14 protein-coding genes and 1 pseudogene are annotated in these 16289 nt (G+C 65.4%); 7 read left to right on the top strand and 8 right to left on the bottom strand.

Annotated features, from left to right (window positions below; translation table 11 throughout):
* Window positions 1-735: 735 nt before the first annotated feature.
* The 6 genes and pseudogenes from K3F48_RS22165 (at window position 736) to K3F48_RS22145 (ending at window position 4923) form a co-directional block, all read left to right on the top strand.
* Window positions 736-1317: pseudogene (locus K3F48_RS22165) on the top strand (recombinase family protein).
* Between the two features lie 484 nt (window positions 1318-1801).
* On the top strand, window positions 1802-1930 hold the full coding sequence (locus K3F48_RS24630) for a hypothetical protein (protein ID WP_255609630.1): 129 nt from the start codon (window positions 1802-1804) through the stop codon (window positions 1928-1930).
* Between the two features lie 189 nt (window positions 1931-2119).
* Window positions 2120-2257 (top strand): hypothetical protein, encoded by a 138-nt coding sequence (locus K3F48_RS22160; protein ID WP_222577621.1) that lies wholly within the window; start codon window positions 2120-2122, stop codon window positions 2255-2257.
* A 13-nt stretch (window positions 2258-2270) separates the two neighbouring features.
* Window positions 2271-3299 (top strand): S41 family peptidase, encoded by a 1029-nt coding sequence (locus K3F48_RS22155; RefSeq protein ID WP_222577620.1) that lies wholly within the window; start codon window positions 2271-2273, stop codon window positions 3297-3299.
* An 11-nt stretch (window positions 3300-3310) separates the two neighbouring features.
* A complete protein-coding gene (locus K3F48_RS22150) occupies window positions 3311-4318 on the top strand; it encodes an XdhC family protein (RefSeq protein ID WP_222577619.1) in 1008 nt (335 codons plus the stop codon).
* A complete protein-coding gene (locus K3F48_RS22145) occupies window positions 4315-4923 on the top strand; it encodes a nucleotidyltransferase family protein (RefSeq protein ID WP_222577618.1) in 609 nt (202 codons plus the stop codon). Before K3F48_RS22150 ends, K3F48_RS22145 begins: the two co-directional genes overlap by 4 nt.
* Here the strand turns inward: K3F48_RS22145 and K3F48_RS22140 are convergent.
* From K3F48_RS22140 to K3F48_RS22115, 6 genes are all read right to left on the bottom strand, one after another.
* Entirely contained in the window at window positions 4896-7073 is a 2178-nt protein-coding gene (locus K3F48_RS22140) for a molybdopterin cofactor-binding domain-containing protein (protein WP_222577617.1), read from the bottom strand. The two genes, K3F48_RS22145 and K3F48_RS22140, sit on opposite strands and share 28 nt — an antisense overlap.
* 11 nt (window positions 7074-7084) lie before the next feature.
* Window positions 7085-7534 (bottom strand): (2Fe-2S)-binding protein, encoded by a 450-nt coding sequence (locus K3F48_RS22135; RefSeq protein ID WP_222577616.1) that lies wholly within the window; start codon window positions 7532-7534, stop codon window positions 7085-7087.
* A 75-nt stretch (window positions 7535-7609) separates the two neighbouring features.
* Window positions 7610-9562, bottom strand: a complete 1953-nt coding sequence (locus K3F48_RS22130) for a tetratricopeptide repeat protein (protein ID WP_222577615.1) — start codon at window positions 9560-9562, stop codon at window positions 7610-7612.
* A complete protein-coding gene (locus K3F48_RS22125) occupies window positions 9559-11838 on the bottom strand; it encodes an arylsulfatase (RefSeq protein ID WP_222577614.1) in 2280 nt (759 codons plus the stop codon). Before K3F48_RS22125 ends, K3F48_RS22130 begins: the two co-directional genes overlap by 4 nt.
* 205 nt (window positions 11839-12043) lie before the next feature.
* Complete coding sequence (locus K3F48_RS22120; RefSeq protein ID WP_222577613.1) at window positions 12044-12718, bottom strand: DUF938 domain-containing protein; 675 nt, start codon at window positions 12716-12718, stop codon at window positions 12044-12046.
* 37 nt (window positions 12719-12755) lie between these two features.
* On the bottom strand, window positions 12756-13799 hold the full coding sequence (locus tag K3F48_RS22115) for an alpha/beta fold hydrolase (RefSeq protein ID WP_370631472.1): 1044 nt from the start codon (window positions 13797-13799) through the stop codon (window positions 12756-12758).
* Between the two features lie 209 nt (window positions 13800-14008).
* On the opposite strand from K3F48_RS22115, the gene K3F48_RS22110 reads away from it, so the two are divergent.
* Window positions 14009-14323, top strand: coding sequence for a YdhR family protein (locus tag K3F48_RS22110; protein ID WP_222577611.1), 315 nt, complete (start codon window positions 14009-14011; stop codon window positions 14321-14323).
* A 73-nt stretch (window positions 14324-14396) separates the two neighbouring features.
* On the opposite strand, the gene K3F48_RS22105 is transcribed toward K3F48_RS22110, so the two are convergent.
* Both K3F48_RS22105 and K3F48_RS22100 read right to left on the bottom strand, forming a co-directional pair.
* Window positions 14397-15863, bottom strand: a complete 1467-nt coding sequence (locus tag K3F48_RS22105) for an MBL fold metallo-hydrolase (protein ID WP_222577610.1) — start codon at window positions 15861-15863, stop codon at window positions 14397-14399.
* 106 nt (window positions 15864-15969) lie between these two features.
* Window positions 15970-16287 carry an acylphosphatase gene (locus K3F48_RS22100; RefSeq protein WP_222577609.1) on the bottom strand — a complete coding sequence of 106 codons (318 nt, stop codon included), beginning with the start codon at window positions 16285-16287 and terminating at the stop codon, window positions 15970-15972.
* Window positions 16288-16289: the final 2 nt, after the last annotated feature.

The following is a 16289-nucleotide window of genomic DNA, read 5'->3' as shown; positions in this document are numbered from 1 at the left end:
CGGCTCGTGGTTGCTACCAACTCGCCCCACGAAGGACTTTCACCTCCAATTCGATGCCCATGCCTGGCACACCTCTGGTCGGGCTACGCCCTCCCGACGCCGCGACAAAATCGCGAAAGCCCCGCGTTCGGCAAACCCCGGCAGGAATTCACCTTATTTTCGCGGGGCGCTGTCCAAATAGGCGAGGCCAGCTCTCTGGAGCGGCGCATTCGGAACTGGCGCGCCTTCCATGGTTCGGAGCAGCAAGTGATTTTCCGCCAGGAACATCCGCCGGGCCGCAGGGGGCTCTCGGATTTGATTATGCATGTCATTCATTCTCTACGCCGAAAGCCTATGGCGCTGCTCAATCTCGTCCATCGCGACCAGCTTTTCCTCGGCGCGCCTATGCGCGCGCTTTCGAAGCCCTGCTCGCCGAGACCGGAGAGAAGGCGGCCTGCAAAACCATGGTCGGCCTGCTCGCCCTCGCGCATGATCAAGCGCTCTCCCGGACGCCCGCCGACGCCATGGCCGAAAAGATAAATGATTTCGGCGGCCCGTTCGGTGCGGCGCACTCGAGGCGCCGCGACCTCAGGCTGCGTGGCAAACGTCCTAGTTCGTAGGCTTCGTTTGGACACTGCCAGCGCTGGAGGTGAAGCGTCACAACGACGGGGGCGCCTTGCGCCGGCTCGACAATGGCAAATCGGAGAAGATGATTGCCGGACGAGAAAGCGGACAAGCCCGGTGAATGTCGATGGGATCGGTTATGCACGAGTTTCGACGGCCGAGCAGGAACTCGCGCTTCAACTCGACGCGCTGCGCGCCGCGGGCTGTGACCGGATTTTCGAGGAAGAGCTTCAAGGCGTGAAGGCGGATCGCCAAGGCCTGGGCGCAAGCCCTCGCCTTTCTGCGTAAGGGCGACGTTCTCGTCATCTGGAAGCTCGACCGCCTGGCGCGTTCGCTTCCGCACCTCATCGAAACGGTGAACCGGCTGGAGATAGCGGGTGCCGAATTGCAGTCGTTGACGGAGGCGGTCGACACCACGACGCCCGGCGGCCGTCTCGTCTTTCACCGGTTCGGCGCCCTGGCCGAGTTCGAGCGCGACCTCGTTCGCGAGCGCACTCGCGCCGGCCTCTCCGCCGCGGCGTCTCGAGGCCGGCGCGGCGGTCGAAACACCGCTGAAAAAATCATCCGCGCGAAAGCCCTCAAGCTGACGGTGAGGGAGGCCGCGACACGATTTTGAAGATCGGCAAGACCGCGCTCTACGACGCGCTCATGCCGAAAAGCGCGCCCGTCTCGGAAGCGGAAGCTCGAGTTCTTGGTTTGTCCAACTCGCCGTAAAAAAATCACAAACCTTGTGCTGACCTCCGCAGGCTGGACATATTGCGTGCGCGTCGGCGCTCAGCGAGACCGCCCATTCCGCCTCCAGGCGCTCGACGGTTAGAACCTGCAAATTTGGCGCAGGAGCCCAGCGAGTTGATGCTTTTCATTCTGAAATGATGCGACATCTCAAGCTAAACTGCAACAAACAGCCAATTTGCACCGAGAGTGAAGCAGAGCCGAATTAAGGGCTACGCGACAAGCGCCGCCTGACGTTCAGGCTTTGTCCCCGTATGCGTACCAGAACACCTTTTCGTTACCTCTGGCCGTGCAGAGGGCGAACCCCGAAATCGTCCTGCTGGCGGGCGGCTCTGAACTGTTTCCGGGCCGCCGAGCACGGTCGCCGCAGATTTTCTCGAGAAGCACCCGCGAGAGGTGCAGACGCTGGTCGCCGGCAGTCCATTTCGTCGTCGATCCCCGGGCGATCACCGAGTCGACGAAGGCCTTGCTCGCTTGTCAGGTCACGCTCGGCGTGGTCGACAAGGCGACGAGCGTCGACGGCTTGTTCGATTCGACCTTCTTCGAGAAGGCCAAGAGCGAAAAATCCAAGAGCGAAAACTTCTCCAAAAAATGAAACGTCGCGTTGAACGATAGGGCGCCGTCGCACGAGAGCGCGCCGCGTCTTTCGCGCTTGTCAACTCGGCCTCGCGCAGGATATATCTAGTTAGCGTGTAGAGTTTAGATCGGATTATTCAGTTGCACGCACTGTCTACACGGTCTTGCCACGGGGCGGACGAGACGGCGTTTTGTCGAGACGGATGAGATGGGGCGAAGACGAGCCTCCACGCGCATCCTCGAGCCGGCGGCGGATAATCGCGTCGCCTGCCACGGCGAGAAGGGCGACGGCAAGCCGAACGACCGGCTCGTCGGCGGCTCCGAAAGAAACGTTCGATGCGTGTGACGTGGAGCATCCAATGAAACCCATTCGATCGCTTTTCCTCGAGGCTCGCATGCTGTGGGCGTTCGCAACGATTCTCGCGTGGCCCGCGAGCGCCGACACGGCGCCCACGGCTGCGTCGCAATCGGATCGCCTCGCGATTCGTCGGACGGTGAGCGAGATCGCCACGGGTTTTCGGTCGGCATATATTTATCCGGACAAGGGCGACTGCGCGGCCACAGCGCTCGAACAAGCCCTCGCGGCGAAGGCCTATGACGATCTTGTCGATCGGGATGAATTCATTCGACGCATCACCGCCGACCTTCGGTCATTCACGAACGACCAGCACATATTTGTCGTTCGCAATTTGCGACCGCCGGGGCAAGCCGCGTCGCCTCGGCCCAATGACGCCGGATTCGAGCGGGTTGAACGCTTCGAGGGAAACATCGGCTATATTCGTTTCAGCAGATTTGCGTCCCCGGAGATATTCCGCGATGTGGCGAACAACGCCATGCGTCTCGTCGCCGACACGAACGCGCTGATCTTCGACATTCGCGGCAACAGAGGCGGTCATCCTCGATCGGTCGCCTATCTGAGCAGCTTCCTGCTCGATCCCTCGCGATCGATTCATCTCGCCAACGCGGTCTGGCGCAACAAGGGAACGTCGAGCTTCAGGACCGAGGAGTTCTGGACCAGCCAGACTCCCGACCATTATCTCGATAAGCCGGTCTACATCCTCGTCGGCCCGGAGACCTTCTCCGCCGGCGAGGGCTTCGCATATCATCTGCAAGCTTTGAGACGCGCGACGATCATCGGCGCCAAGACGAAAGGCGGCGCCCATGCGACCGAACCCGACGCAGTGATTGCGATCGAGCCGGATTTGTTCCTCGTCGCGCCGAACGGGCGGACGGAAAATCCCGTCACGAAGACCGATTGGGACGGCGTCGGCGTTCGACCCGATCTAGAGGTCCCTTCAGAGGCCGCGCTGGACGCCGCTATGAAGTTGGCGCTGACGCGCCAGTCGGCGTCGACGAGCGAGGGCGCCGAGGCTCCGGATCGTCGCTGACGGGAATTCGAATGGCCACGGAAGATACAGAGATATTGCTGCAGGCGCAGCTCTGGCGACGCTCGGGCCATCACGTCGCCATCGCTACTGTGATCGAGACCTTCGGCTCGGCGCCGCGGCCGGTCGGCGCGCATCTCGCGGTCGATGAGACGGGCGCATTTGTCGGCTCTGTTTCCGCAGGCTGCGTCGAGAATGACGTCATCGTCGCAGCGCTCGACGTGATCGCCGACGGCGTCGCACAGCGTCTCCAATTCGGCGTCGCGGACGAGACTGCCTGGCGCGTCGGCCTCTCCTGCGGCGGGCGCATCTGCGTGCTCGTGCGAAAGCTCGACGACGCGGCCGCCGGGCTGCTCGATGTCTCCTTGCGCATGAGCGCGGAGCGGCGCGCGCATGCAATCGCCACGCCGCTCGATGGCGGCGTCGCGCGCTTCATCGGGGTGGGCGATCCGCTCGCAGCTTTTTCCGGCTGGAGCGGCGTCGTCACGCATGAGGCGCAGCGATGGCTCATCGAACGGCGCGAGCCGGCGCCGCGGCTCGTGCTCATCGGCGCCGTGCATGTCGCGCAATCGCTCGCGCCCATGGCGCGCATCGCCGGCTTCGAGACGATCATCGTCGATCCGCGCGGCGCCTATGCGACCGCCGAACGATTCCCCGATACGCGTCTCGATCCGCGCTGGCCGCAGGAGGCGCTCGCCGAGATCGGTCTCGACCCATCCACCGCGATCGTCGTCCTCACACATGACCCGAAGATCGACGATCCCGCGCTGCGCGCAGCGCTCGTGTCCGAATGTTTCTACGTCGGCGCGTTGGGCTCGCGCGCCACTCATGCGCGCCGCGTCGAGCGCCTCGCCGCGAGCGGTGTCTCGCGCGACGCGCTGACGCGCATCCGCGCACCGGTCGGGCTGGACATCGGGGCGCTCGGCCCGGCGGAGATCGCAGTGTCGATCCTCGCGGAGATGATTCTCGCGCGCAAGCGCAAGCCTTTGCGCAGCAGCGCCGCCGTGAAGGACGTCGGGTGATCGCGGCGATCGTGCTCGCAGCAGGGCGCGGCGCGCGCTTCGACGAGCAGGGCGCGAACAAGCTGCTCGAGGATTTCGGCGGGCGGCCGCTGATCCGCCGCGCCGTCGACGCCGCGCTCGGCTCGCGAGCGACCAAGACCATCGTCGTGACGGGCTGGGACCATGCGCGCATCGCCGCTGCGCTCGGCGATCTTCCAGTGACTTTCGCGCATAACGCCCGGCATCGAAGCGGCATGGCCTCGTCTCTGCAAACGGGGCTCGCCGAGGCGCGCGAGGCGGATGGCGTGATCGTGCTGCTCGGCGACATGCCGACGATCGAGTCGCCTATTCTCGATCGTCTCATCGACGCATTCGAGACGACCGGCGCCTCTGCGGTGATCCCGGTTCACGAGGGACAACGCGGCAATCCTGTCCTGCTCGGCCGCGCGATCTTTCCACGGCTCGCGGAATTGCGCGGAGACGAGGGCGCGCGGCGTCTGCTGCGAGGGCTCGATCATGTCGTCGAGCTCGCCATCGACGAGACTGTGATTCTCGCCGATGTGGATACGAAGCGCGATCTCGAAGGGTTGCGCGCGGATCAGGCGAAGCCGACGTCGAGCTTCTGAAGCGGAACGTCGCGAATGCGCTTGCCGGTGGCGGCGAAATAAGCGTTGAGCACCGCCGGCGCCGCGACGCAGATGGTCGGCTCGCCGACGCCACCCCAAAAGCCGCCGCTCGGCATGACAATCGTCTCGACCTTGGGCATGTCCTTGATGCGCATCGAATCATAAGTGTCGAAATTGGTCTGCTCGGCGCGGCCGTTCTTCACCGTGATCGCGCCGAGGAACAGCGCCGACAGCCCATAGACGAAAGAGCCGGAGACCTGACGCTCGATCTGCGCGGGGTTGACCGCATAGCCCGGATCGCTCGCCGCGACGATGCGATGAATCTTGATTCGTCCAGCGCTTTCGACGGAGATCTCCGCCGCCGCCGCCACATAGCTGCCATAGCCCATGAAGGAAGCGAGGCCGCGATGCACGCCTGATGGCGCCGGCTTGCTCCAGCCGACGCGCTCGGCGACGGCGTCGAGAACGGCGAGCTGCTTTGGATGGCGCGTCATCAAGCCACGGCGGAAGGCGAGGGGATCGGCGCCGGCGGCATGCGCCAGCTCGTCGATGAAGCTCTCGAGGTAGAGCGCATTGTGATTGATGTTGACGCCGCGCCAAAAGCCCGGCGGCACAGGCGGATTGCGCATCGCATGCTCGACGAGAAGATTGGGAATGTCATAGCCGAGCTGCGCGTCGCCGGTCGCGACGAGCCCCTGCAGCGCCGCCGGATCGAGACCATTCTTCACCGCCTCGGGCCGCACGCTGGCGAGGATCGACTGTCCCGACAAGCGAATGCGCAGACCGACGAGCTTATTGTCCGCGTCCAATGCGCCGACGAGGCGGCATTGCGTCACGGGATGATATTTCCCATGCGCCATGTCCTCCTCGCGCGACCACAGCAGCTTCACCGGACGTCCCGGGAATTGCTTGGCGAGCTGCACCGCCTGCGTCACATAATCGGTGAAGCCGCGCCGGCCGAAGCCGCCGCCGAGCATCATTTTGTGAACCTCGCATTTTGCCGCCGGCAGGCCGGAGGCTGCGACGACGGCGGCGAAAGCGGCCTCGCCATTCTGCGTTCCAGTCCAGACCTCGCATCGCTCGGGCGTATAGAGCGCGGTCGCGTTCAGCGGCTCCATCGCCGCATGATTCTGGTGCGGATAGCTGTAGACGGCCTCGATCACCTTCGCCGCGCCGGCGATCGCCGCCTTGGCGTCGCCATTGCTGTTGCCGACTGCCGCGGGCTGCGAATCCTCGAGCCCTTGCGCGAGCCATGCGGCGGTCGCCGCGCTGGAAGCGTTCGCGTTCGGTCCGTCGTCCCAGACGATCGGCAGAGCGTCGAGCGCCTTTTTGGCGCGCCACCAGCTGTCGGCGACGACGGCGACAGCCGTGTCGCCGACGCGCACAGCGTCGACGACGCCGGGCATCGTAGCGATCGCCTTCTTGTCGAAACTCTTCAGACGGCCGCCGAAGGTCGGGCAATCCTTGATCGCGGCGCTGAGCAGGCCCGGCAGCTTCACGTCTATGCCATAGACCATCTTGCCATTGGTCTTGTCGGCCGTGTCGAGACGCGCCACGCCCTTGCCGGCGATCTTCCAGTCTTTCGGGTCCTTCAGCGCGACATCGGCCGGCGGCGTCAGCTTTGCCGCGACGGCGGCGACCTTGCCGAAGCTGATCGAGCGGCCCGACGCCGCATGCGAGATGATCCCCTTTTCCGCCCGGCAGTCCTGCGCCGGAACGCCCCATTGGTTCGCTGCGGCCTGGATCAGCAATTGGCGCGCGATCGCGCCGCCTTTGCGCACATAATCCTGAGAGCCGCGAATGCCGCGGCTGCCGCCGGTCGAAAAATCGCCCCATATTCTGTTGCGCGCGGCGCTCTGGCCGGGCGTCGGATATTCGGTCGTCACCTTCGCCCAGTCGCATTCCAGCTCCTCGGCGACGAGCTGGGCGAGGCCGGTGAGCGAGCCCTGGCCCATCTCCGAGCGGGCGATGCGGATGATGACGCGATCGTCCGGCTCGATGACGACCCAGGCGTTGACCTCCGGCGCGCCGTCCGCGGCGAGCGCGCCCTTCGGGCCGCCGGGAATATCGAGACCGAGCGCGAGGCCGGCGCCGAGCGAGGCGCCGCCGATGATGAAGCCGCGCCGGTGAAGAGAGAAAGACTCGCCCATCTTCATTCTCCTCACGCTTTCGCCGCGGCGTGGATCGCCTCGCGCGCTTGTTGAAAACTTCCGCATCGACAAATGTTGGAGATCGCCTCGTCAATGTCCTGGTCGGTCGGATGCGGCTTTTCGGCGAGCAGCGCCGCTGCCGCCATCAGCATGCCGCTCTGGCAATAGCCGCATTGCGGAACGTCATGATCGATCCAGGCGCGCTGCAGGCGATGTTGCGCGCCGTTTTCGGCAAGGCCTTCGATGGTGGTGATCGCCTTGCCGGCGACATCGGCCGCGGGCACGCTGCAGGAGCGGACCGCGACTCCGTCGATATGAACCGTGCAGGCGCCGCATTGGCCGATGCCGCAGCCATATTTCGTGCCGGTGAGGCCGATCTGCTCGCGGATCGCCCAGAGCAATGGCGTGTCGGGCTCGACGTCGATCTCGACGGCGCGCCCGTTCACGATCAAACTCGTCATGTCCCTTAGCCTCTCGATCGCCCTTCGCTCACGCTTTTCTACCAAACCTGTAGGCTTGATGGAAGGGGCGCTCGCTCACCGCGGCCGCGTCGCCAGACGATAGGCGCGCGCGATCGTCGGATCATCGGGTGCGAGCGTGACGGCGCGGGCGAGCTCGCTGCGCGCCTCCATCTCGCGGCTTTGGCGCAGCAGCCAGAGGGCGAGGGCGTAATGCGCCGCGGCGTCGGCGGGATCGAGCCGCACGGCCTCGCGCAAGGGCGCCTCGGCCTCGGCGTCGCGCCCCTGGCTGCGGAGCAGATCGGCGAGATCGAGCCGCGCCGGGGTGAATTTCGGATCGAGCCGCAGCGCCGTCTCGAAAGCGGCGATGGCCTCCTGCGGCCGACCCTGCTCGGCGCGCAGCGCGCCGATGTCGAGATGCGCTTCCGGCCGCTCCGCCGAGACGAGCTCCGCGGCGACCCATTCGTCGGCCGAGACGCCCGCGGCGGCGAGCAGCCGCGCGGCTTCGAGACGCGTCGCCGCTGCCGGATCGGCAAGGAGCGGCGTGGCGAGCCGGCGCGTCGCTGTGTCATAAGGCTCGAGCGCGCGGATCGCGCCGAGGCGCAGAAGAGCGTCGGAGGAGCCGATGGCGTCGCGGATCGCGCGCAACGCCGTCTGGCCGGGCGCACGCGCGAGCAGCGACAGCGCCGTCGCCCGCATGATCGCGGATTCGCCGCCGTCGCCGGCGAGCGCGGCGAGCGCCTCCGCTGCGCCGGGCGCGGCGCTCCGGCCGAGTGCGATGGCTTTCGCGCCGCTTGCTTGTCCGATGCGCCGGCTCCCCCAGCCGCGCATGGCCTCCGCCGCCCAGGATGCAGGCTTGTCGGCATGACAATTATTGCAGGCGTTGGGAACGCCGAGCGGCGCGAGATCGGGCCGCGGAATGCGGAAGCCGTGATCATGCCGCTCGTGAACCTGCATATAGATGCGGCTCGGCATGTGGCAGGCCACGCACTGCCCTTCGCGCGTTCCCGCCGCGTGATGGTGATGGCTGGATGCGTCGAAGCGCGCAGGCTCATGGCAGCGCGCGCAGAGCGCATTGCCTTGCTCCCGCAGCGCGCCGCCATGCGGCTCGTGGCAATCGACGCAGGCGACGCCGGCGCGATGCATGCGGCTCTGCAGGAAAGAGGCGTATTCGAACACCTCGTCCTCGATCTGCCCGTCGGCGCGAAAAAGACCTTTGTCGAGCAATGCCGGAGCATAATCGTCGAGAAAGCGGCGCTTCGGCGTGGGCGTCTCGGACAGCACGCGACGCCGCGAATGGCAGGGGAAGCAGAGTTCCGAGCGATCGTCGCTCGCCGATGCGGCGAAGCCCTTGTCGGCGCCCGCGCGCGCGCCGCTGCGCGCCCAGGTGACATGCGCCGAGCCCGGACCATGACAGGCTTCGCAAGCGACATTCACATCGGTCCATGTCGTGCGATAGGAATCGGTCGCGAGATCATAATTCTTGCGCAGGCCGGTCGAATGGCAATCGGCGCACATGAAGTTCCAATTCTGATTGCGGCCGCTCCAATGCAGCGGATCGCCCCAGCCGATCGTCTCTTTCGGATAAAGGCCGAACCATCGCTGGCCGCCTTTTTCTTTCGGCCGCGAATCCCAGGCGACGCCGAAGGCCTGCAGACGCCCGCCCGGCGCCTCGACGAGATATTGTTGCAGCGGCGCGACGCCGAAGGTGAAGCGCACGCGCTCCTCGCGCGCTTGCCCGGCCGGTCCGCTCGTCTCGATGATGAAGGCGTCGCCGCGACGAAAGAAGCGCGTGGTCGCTCCATTCTCGGTAAAGGCCACGTCGTTGAAATCGCCGAGCACGGACGCCGGGGTCGCCTCCTGCATGGAGCGCGCGTGATGCGACGTCCGCCATGCGTTCGTTTGCGCGAGGTGACAGTCGGCGCAGACGCCGCTTCCGACATGGCGAGCGACATCGTCGGGCGGCGTCTGCGCCGCCGCACCCGCGACGCAGAGCCAGAGCAGCAGAACGCGCAGCCAAATCGCGATCAACGAAGCTCCACGCGCGCCGATTCGATCTCGCCGGCATAAGGGAAGGGCGAGGCATAGGCCGGGCTCACCGGCGCGCCGTCGTCGCGTCCGAGGTCGAGCGTCTCATTATAGGAAAGCACGAGATTGTCGATCCGGCCTTCGCCCGCGAGCGTCTCGCCGATGAAAAGCTTGCCGGCGCCCGCGAAGGGTCCTCGCGCGAAGAAGCCCTGCGGCCCTCGCGGCGCCTCGTTCGGCGCCGGCGTGAATTCGAAGGCGACGCGCAGCTTGCCGCTCGGCAGGCGCGCCTGTGATGCGACATGCCCGGTGATCGCGCCGAAGGAATTGGCGTCATATTGCAGCAGGCCATCCTTCACATAGAGCGTGAAGCCGCCGTAATCGCCGCCGTCGGCCAGCAGGACGCCGTCGGCGCCGCCCTTCGGAACGACGAGATCGACGACGATCCTGTGCGCGCGCCCCGAAATTTTCGGTCCGATGCGCGACGGTATGTCGTCGGCTCCGGGGCGATAGACGAAGACGTCGCGTCCATCGGCAGGCGAAGGCAGCGGCGTGCGCTCGGGAAGGATCGGATAGATCTGCGTGCGCTTCGCCTCCTGTTCGAACAGAGCGATGAGTTCGGCGAGCTTTTCCGGCCGCTGCGCGGCAAGATCATGCGCTTGGGAAAAATCATGGGCGAGGTCGTAGAGTTCCCAAGGATGCTGGCCCAGCGGCGCGGCGGCGCGCTGAAGCCTCCACGGCGGCTCATGACGCGCGCCCGCCCACCAGCCATCCGCGTAGACGCCGCGATTGCCGACGGTCTCGAATACCTGGCGCGGATGCGAGCTCGGCGCGGCGGCGTCGACGAAGCTCTTCACGAAGCTCGCGCCTTCGAGCGGAATTTGTCGCACGCCGTCGACGCTCTCGGGGAGTGTCACGCCGGCGGCCTCATAAATGGTCGGCGCGATGTCGGTGATATGTTGGAACTGCGTGCGCAGTCCGCCCTTGTCGGCGATGCGCGCGGGCCAGGAGACGATCAGCGGATCGCGCGAGCCGCCGAGATGCGAGGCCGCCTGTTTCATCCATTGAAAGGGCGTGCTGCTGCTCCAGGCCCAGGCCGAGGCGTAATGATTGTCGAAGCGCTCCTCGCCGAAGCGCTCCGCCTGCTTCAGCCGCTCTTGCGCCGACGGAATGGAGCCATCCGCATTGATGAGATCGCGGCCGTCGAGCCCGCCTTCGCCGCTGCCGCCATTGTCGCCGGCGATATAGAGGACGAGCGTGTCGTCGGCGAGTCCATCGGCGCGCAAAGTCTCGAGGAGACGTCCGACTTCATGGTCCGTGTGCTCGAGAAAGGCCGAATAGACTTCCATCTGCCGCGCATAGAGCGCGCGCTGCTCGGGCGTCAGCTGCTCCCAAGCCGGCAGCTCCGCGGGACGCGGCGTCAGCTCGGCGTCGGCGGGAATGACGCCGAGCGCTTTCTGCCGCGCAAACGTCTCCTCGCGCAAACGGTCCCAGCCCTGATCGAACTTGCCGCGATATTTGGCTATGTAGTCTTTTGGAACATGATGCGGCCAATGCGTCGCGCCCGGCGCGAAATAGAGGAAGAAAGGCTTTTGCGGCGCGATCGCCTCGTGGCGCCGCAGCCAATGAACGGCGTCGTCGACGAGATCGCTGGTCAGATGATAGCCCTGCTCCGCCGATTTCGGCGGATCGGCCGGAACGGTCCCGCGATAGAGCCGCGGCGACCATTGGCTATCATAGCCGGCGAGGAAGCCGTAGAAATAGTCGAAGCCGAGCCCCGTCGGCCAGCGCTCGAACGGCCCGTCCGGAGAAATCTCCTCATAGGGCGTGTTGTGCCATTTGCCGAAGGCCGCGGTGCTGTAGCCATTGTCGCGCAGCACGCGGGCGATGGAGGCGGCGCTCTTCGGCCAATGGGCGTTATATCCGGGGTAGGGCGCCGCGATATCCGCCACCGTGCCGAAGCCGACCTGATGATCGGTGCGGCCGCTGAGCAGAGCGGCGCGCGTCGGCGAGCACAGCGCGCTCACATGAAAGGCGTTGTAGCGCAGGCCGGAGCGCGCGAGCTTGTCGAGCTCCGGCGTCGCCGTCGCGCCGCCGAAGGTCGCGGTCGCGCCGAAGCCGACATCGTCGAGCAGCACGAGCACGATGTTGGGCGCGCCGGCCGGCGCCTGCGGGTCCTTCGGCCAGCCCGGCGCTTCGGCCTTTGCAACCGTCTGCGCGCTCACGGCGGCAGCGCAAAAATGAAGCGCGAGCGTCAGAGTCGCCAGCGTTGTGGTTTTCATTTCGATCATCCGAATGAGCGGCAGGGAGGCGCGCGGGTCTCGCCGGCAAATCGGCTGGCGATTTGCTTTGGCAAGACCGGGCGAAAGCAATAGCGACACGAAGCGAGGGCCTTGCATATCGACTGGTCGAACGCCGCATCCTTCGCCTCCCCCGCTGCGCGGGAGGGGAACGCGGCGGGGGAGGGTCGGGCGGGCCGTCGGCCGCTCAGGCGCGGCCGAAGACGAGGATGAAATTATTGGCCGGCAGATCGAGAATCTTCTTCAGCGCAATCCCATGGACCGCGGCCGCCTTCTCTAGGTCCTTCACATCCTTCAATCCCCATTCGGCGACATTGGCGGCGAGAATCTCCTTGTCGAAGGATTCGTTGGACGGCGTCGTATATCTGCCGTCGACCTTGAACGGGCCGTAGATGGCGAGGAAGCCGTCCTCGGTCAGCACGCGCGCGGCGACTTGCGCGATGCCGTCGGCGATGGCGACCGGCGCGACCTGGAACAAATTGACGACGAAGATCGCGTCATAGAGCTGATCCTTCGGATCGGGCCAGGTCGCCGGATCGGTGAGATCGATCCGGACCGGATCGGCGACATTGCCGTTGCCCGCCTCGGCGCGCTTCTGCTCGATCGTCTCGAACACGTCCGCGTCATAGTCCGACGGCTGAAAGCTCAGCGCCGAAAAATGCGGCGCGAAGTAATTGATGTGGTTGCCGGCGCCGCTGGCGAGCTCCAGCACATTGCCGCTCTTTGGAAAGATCTCCTTGAACACGGAGAGGATCGGATCGCGGTTGCGGTTTCCCGCCCAGGCGACATAGGGGCTCAGCGGATAGGGATCGATCGGCGGACGATCGGCGGGAACCGTGTCGCTCGTTGTGGTGGTCGACATGACGTTCTCCTCGGTTGCGGATGGATGGTTGGACGGCTCAGCTCGCGAGCAGCTCCGCGAGATGACGGTCGATGGCGGCGTTGTAGCCAGGGTCGGTTCCGAACAGAGCGAGATGTCCCCAGGGCGAGGAGACGCGCCGCAGCTCGCTGCCGGCGATCAGCTTCTGCTCCGCCTCGATGTCGGCGAGCGGAAAGAAGCCGTCCTCCTCTATGGCGATGACGAAGGTCTTCGCGCTGATGCGGCCCAGCGCCTGCGCGAGATCGCCCTTCGCCAGACGCGAGGCGTCGGCGTCACGCCATTTGGACAAAAGCAGGACGAGATTATTGGGGTCCTGCGGAAGGAAATGGTCCTCGACGAAGCCGGTGACGAAATCGTCGGGCGTCGAGAATCCGAGCTCGCTCCATCCGCGGGTGTTGAACAGAGCGGGTGAAAATCCGGATGCGGCGAAAATGCGGGCGTGGCGGCGCAGTCCGCGATGAACCAGCGCTGCGCGCTCATACCAGCCGCCATCGAAGGCGGGATCGGAAATGATCGCATCGATGAAGGTCGACATCAGCAGCCTGTTGTGCGTCGTGGCGCGCGCGAGACCCGCGATCGGCGCCGCGCGTCGCACCGCTTCGGGGAAGCGCGCCGCCCATTCATAGGTCTGCTGCGCGCCCATCGAGCCGCCGAGGACGAGCGCGAGTCGCTCCACGCCGAATGCTTCCGTCACCAGACGATGCTGCGCGCGCACGTCGTCGGCGATCGTGATGCGCGGAAAGCGCGCGGCGTCGAAGGGCGGCGCGGAATTGCTCGGCGAGGACGAAAGGCCGGCGCCGATCTGGTTGACGAGCATGATGAAATATTTGTCGGGATCGAGCGCGCGTCCGGCGCCGACATAGGCGCGCTCGAGGATCTTCGACGTGCCGGAATACCAGCTCGGGAACAGGATGGCGTTGTCGCGCCGCGCCGATAATTTTCCGAATGTGGCGTAGGCGAGCTTCAGGCCGCGAATCTTGTCCCCGCTCTCGAGCTCGAAGTCGCCGAGATCGCGGGTTTCATATGGCCCGTGCAGGGCCTGTGAATAGTAGCTGGCCGTCACTGACGCTTCCCTTCTGGGTTCCGTCGGAGACTGCATTATCATATCAACTAGGTCAAGTTATAAAAATCAGTGGCCAGATTATTGCTGTTTTTTCAAATGACTGCCATTGATATGCACATCATTCCGCAATTTGTGTTGTTAGATGAGTAGGGTTATGTAGTTTATTGCGGGGCGTGGGCGATGGCCCGGCCCCAGTGGCGGAGGGACAGATGAGCGTGAAGAAGGTATTTCTCTATGCCGAGATTCAGGTCTCGATTCCGTTCGACAAAATCCCTTGGGAGGAGATCGACACGGCGATGAAGAAGAACCCGGGACTGAAGAGCAAGACCTGGCTCGCGGGAATCAACACCGACACGATCGGCGGCTTCTACGAATTCGACTCGCTCGATAACGCCAAAGCCTATGCGGTCGGCTATCTCGCCGAGGCGGCGCAGCAATTGGGGGGCTCGCTGACCGTGCGGCTCTATGACGGCGACGTCGTCGCGCAAGCGAGCAAGGCGATCCATTCGCCCTATTATGCCTGAAACGGCGCGTCTTCGGGCGGCGGGCCTATGGCGAACGACCTGCCGCGCTTTGCGCGGCAGGTCGTTCGATATGCTATTTCGCCGCTGTCTGGCGGCCGATCGCCGTGCGCAACTCGTCGAGGCTCGCCACGCGGCCGTGCAGGCCGGCGATCCGCTCCACATCGAGCCCGAGCTTCTGAATCGTCTCGTAGAGATTGACCGAGAACGGGTTGGGCGTCTTCGGCGCCGGCGCGCCCACGGCCGCGGGCGTATAGGCGTCGGCCTCGATCACCAATTTCTCCTTGGGCAGATAGACGAGGGCGAGATCGTCGGAATGGCCGCTGCCGGCGATATGATGCACTTCGATGTTGTGATCGCCTTCCCCGAGCACATGCTTGTGCTCATAGCTTTCGAACTTCGCAGCCTTCTTCGACGCCGCGAGCCGATCGGGACGCAGCGTGTGCGGGAGCGCCCAGGCTTGCTCGTAGAACGCCTTGCTGATGGTCTGCGTCACGATGGTCGCGCCGGCGTCGACGAAGGTGCGCAGCCCGCCCGAATGATCGAAATGCACATGGCTGTTGACGACATATTTGATCGGCTTGCCGGGGAGGAGCTCGCCGAGCTTCCGGATCACGGCCAGCGAGCGCTCCTCGTTGAGCGGCGCCTCGATCAGCACGACATGGTCTTTCTCCTCCACGGCGACGCTGTGATGCGTGCCGCCGGTCAGATAATAGACGCCGTCCGCGATCTTCTCCGACGCGACCGTGACCGGCGGCGCCGGCGGAAGGCCTGCAGGAATGGCGATGTCGACGGCGCCATCGGCCTTGGCTGCGGCGACGACGATATGCAGAACCTCATGGCCGCCGGCGCTGCGATGGATCTGCGTCGGGAAATGCAGCCCGCCGAAATCCTTATAGTCGGAGAAGGTCGTCTCCAGCAGCGTGTCGCCGAGAACGGCTGAGTCGATCCAGGTGCGGATCGATGCAACATGATTATCGGCGCCGATGGTCCCGACATAACGATGATTGCCGAGCGCGAAGGAGACTTCGACATTGGCGCCGGCGGCTTCGGACTTGGCGCCATTGGCCAGCGCGGCTCGCAAAAAACCTTGCGGCGTCGTCCATATGTCGGCGATGCGCTCTTCGACCGCAGCCGGAGCGGCGGTTGCGACAGGCGTGGCTCCGGGCGCGGCGCCCTGCGGCGGCGCGACGTTCCAGGCCGTATCGCCGAGCACGCTCCATTCGAGCTTCTGCTCTACCGGCGCGGGCCGCGCGCGTCCGTCCGGCGTCTGGCTGCGCGTGAGCTGAACGCGTTCGCCCGCCTTGTCGAAGTCGATCGCGGCGTTATAGGCGGAGACGTCGAACTTCGGCCAGTCGCCGCCGGGGACGGGCGCTTGGCCGAACTGGCGCCAATGACCGGCGCCGGAAAACTCCAGGGACTTGATCTTGCCGGCCGACAGCAACGTCGCCGACTCCTGCAGCGAAGCCGCTTGCGCAGCGCCGGCGAAGGCGAGAGCCCAAACGCCGAGGCCAGCGAAAATCCGGGCGGTCGATTTTGGCATGAACAGTCTCTCTTTTCTGCGGAGCAGATCGTCCCGGACTCGGGCCCGGGACAGGATGCGCCCTCATCGTCGGTCCGCGCGGCGACGCTGGGCGAAGAATGAAATTTCAGACCGCCGGCGCAGCGACGAATCCGTGCTCGCCGCCGCCTTCGCTCACCGCATGCGCGCCGGCATCCTCGATGCGGACGGCGTCGATATGGGCGGTGGCCGGTCCCCGCGCGGCGAGCGCGAGGAACTCCGCGACCGTCGTTTCCGGCCCGGCGACCACCGTCTCCACCGAACCGTCGCTGCGATTGCGCACCCAGCCGGAAAGATGCAGCCGTCCCGCCTCGCGCGCGACGAAGACGCGATAGCCGACATTCTGAACGCGCCCTTCGACGATGATGCGCGTGACGCGCGTCTCGACTGTCACAGCGTCAGGCAATG

The sequence above is a fragment of the Methylosinus sp. Sm6 genome (assembly GCF_019802345.1).
GTDB lineage: Bacteria > Pseudomonadota > Alphaproteobacteria > Rhizobiales > Beijerinckiaceae > Methylosinus.
The sequence above is the reverse complement of the archived record's forward strand: the minus strand, read 5'-3'. Positions and strand labels throughout refer to the sequence as shown.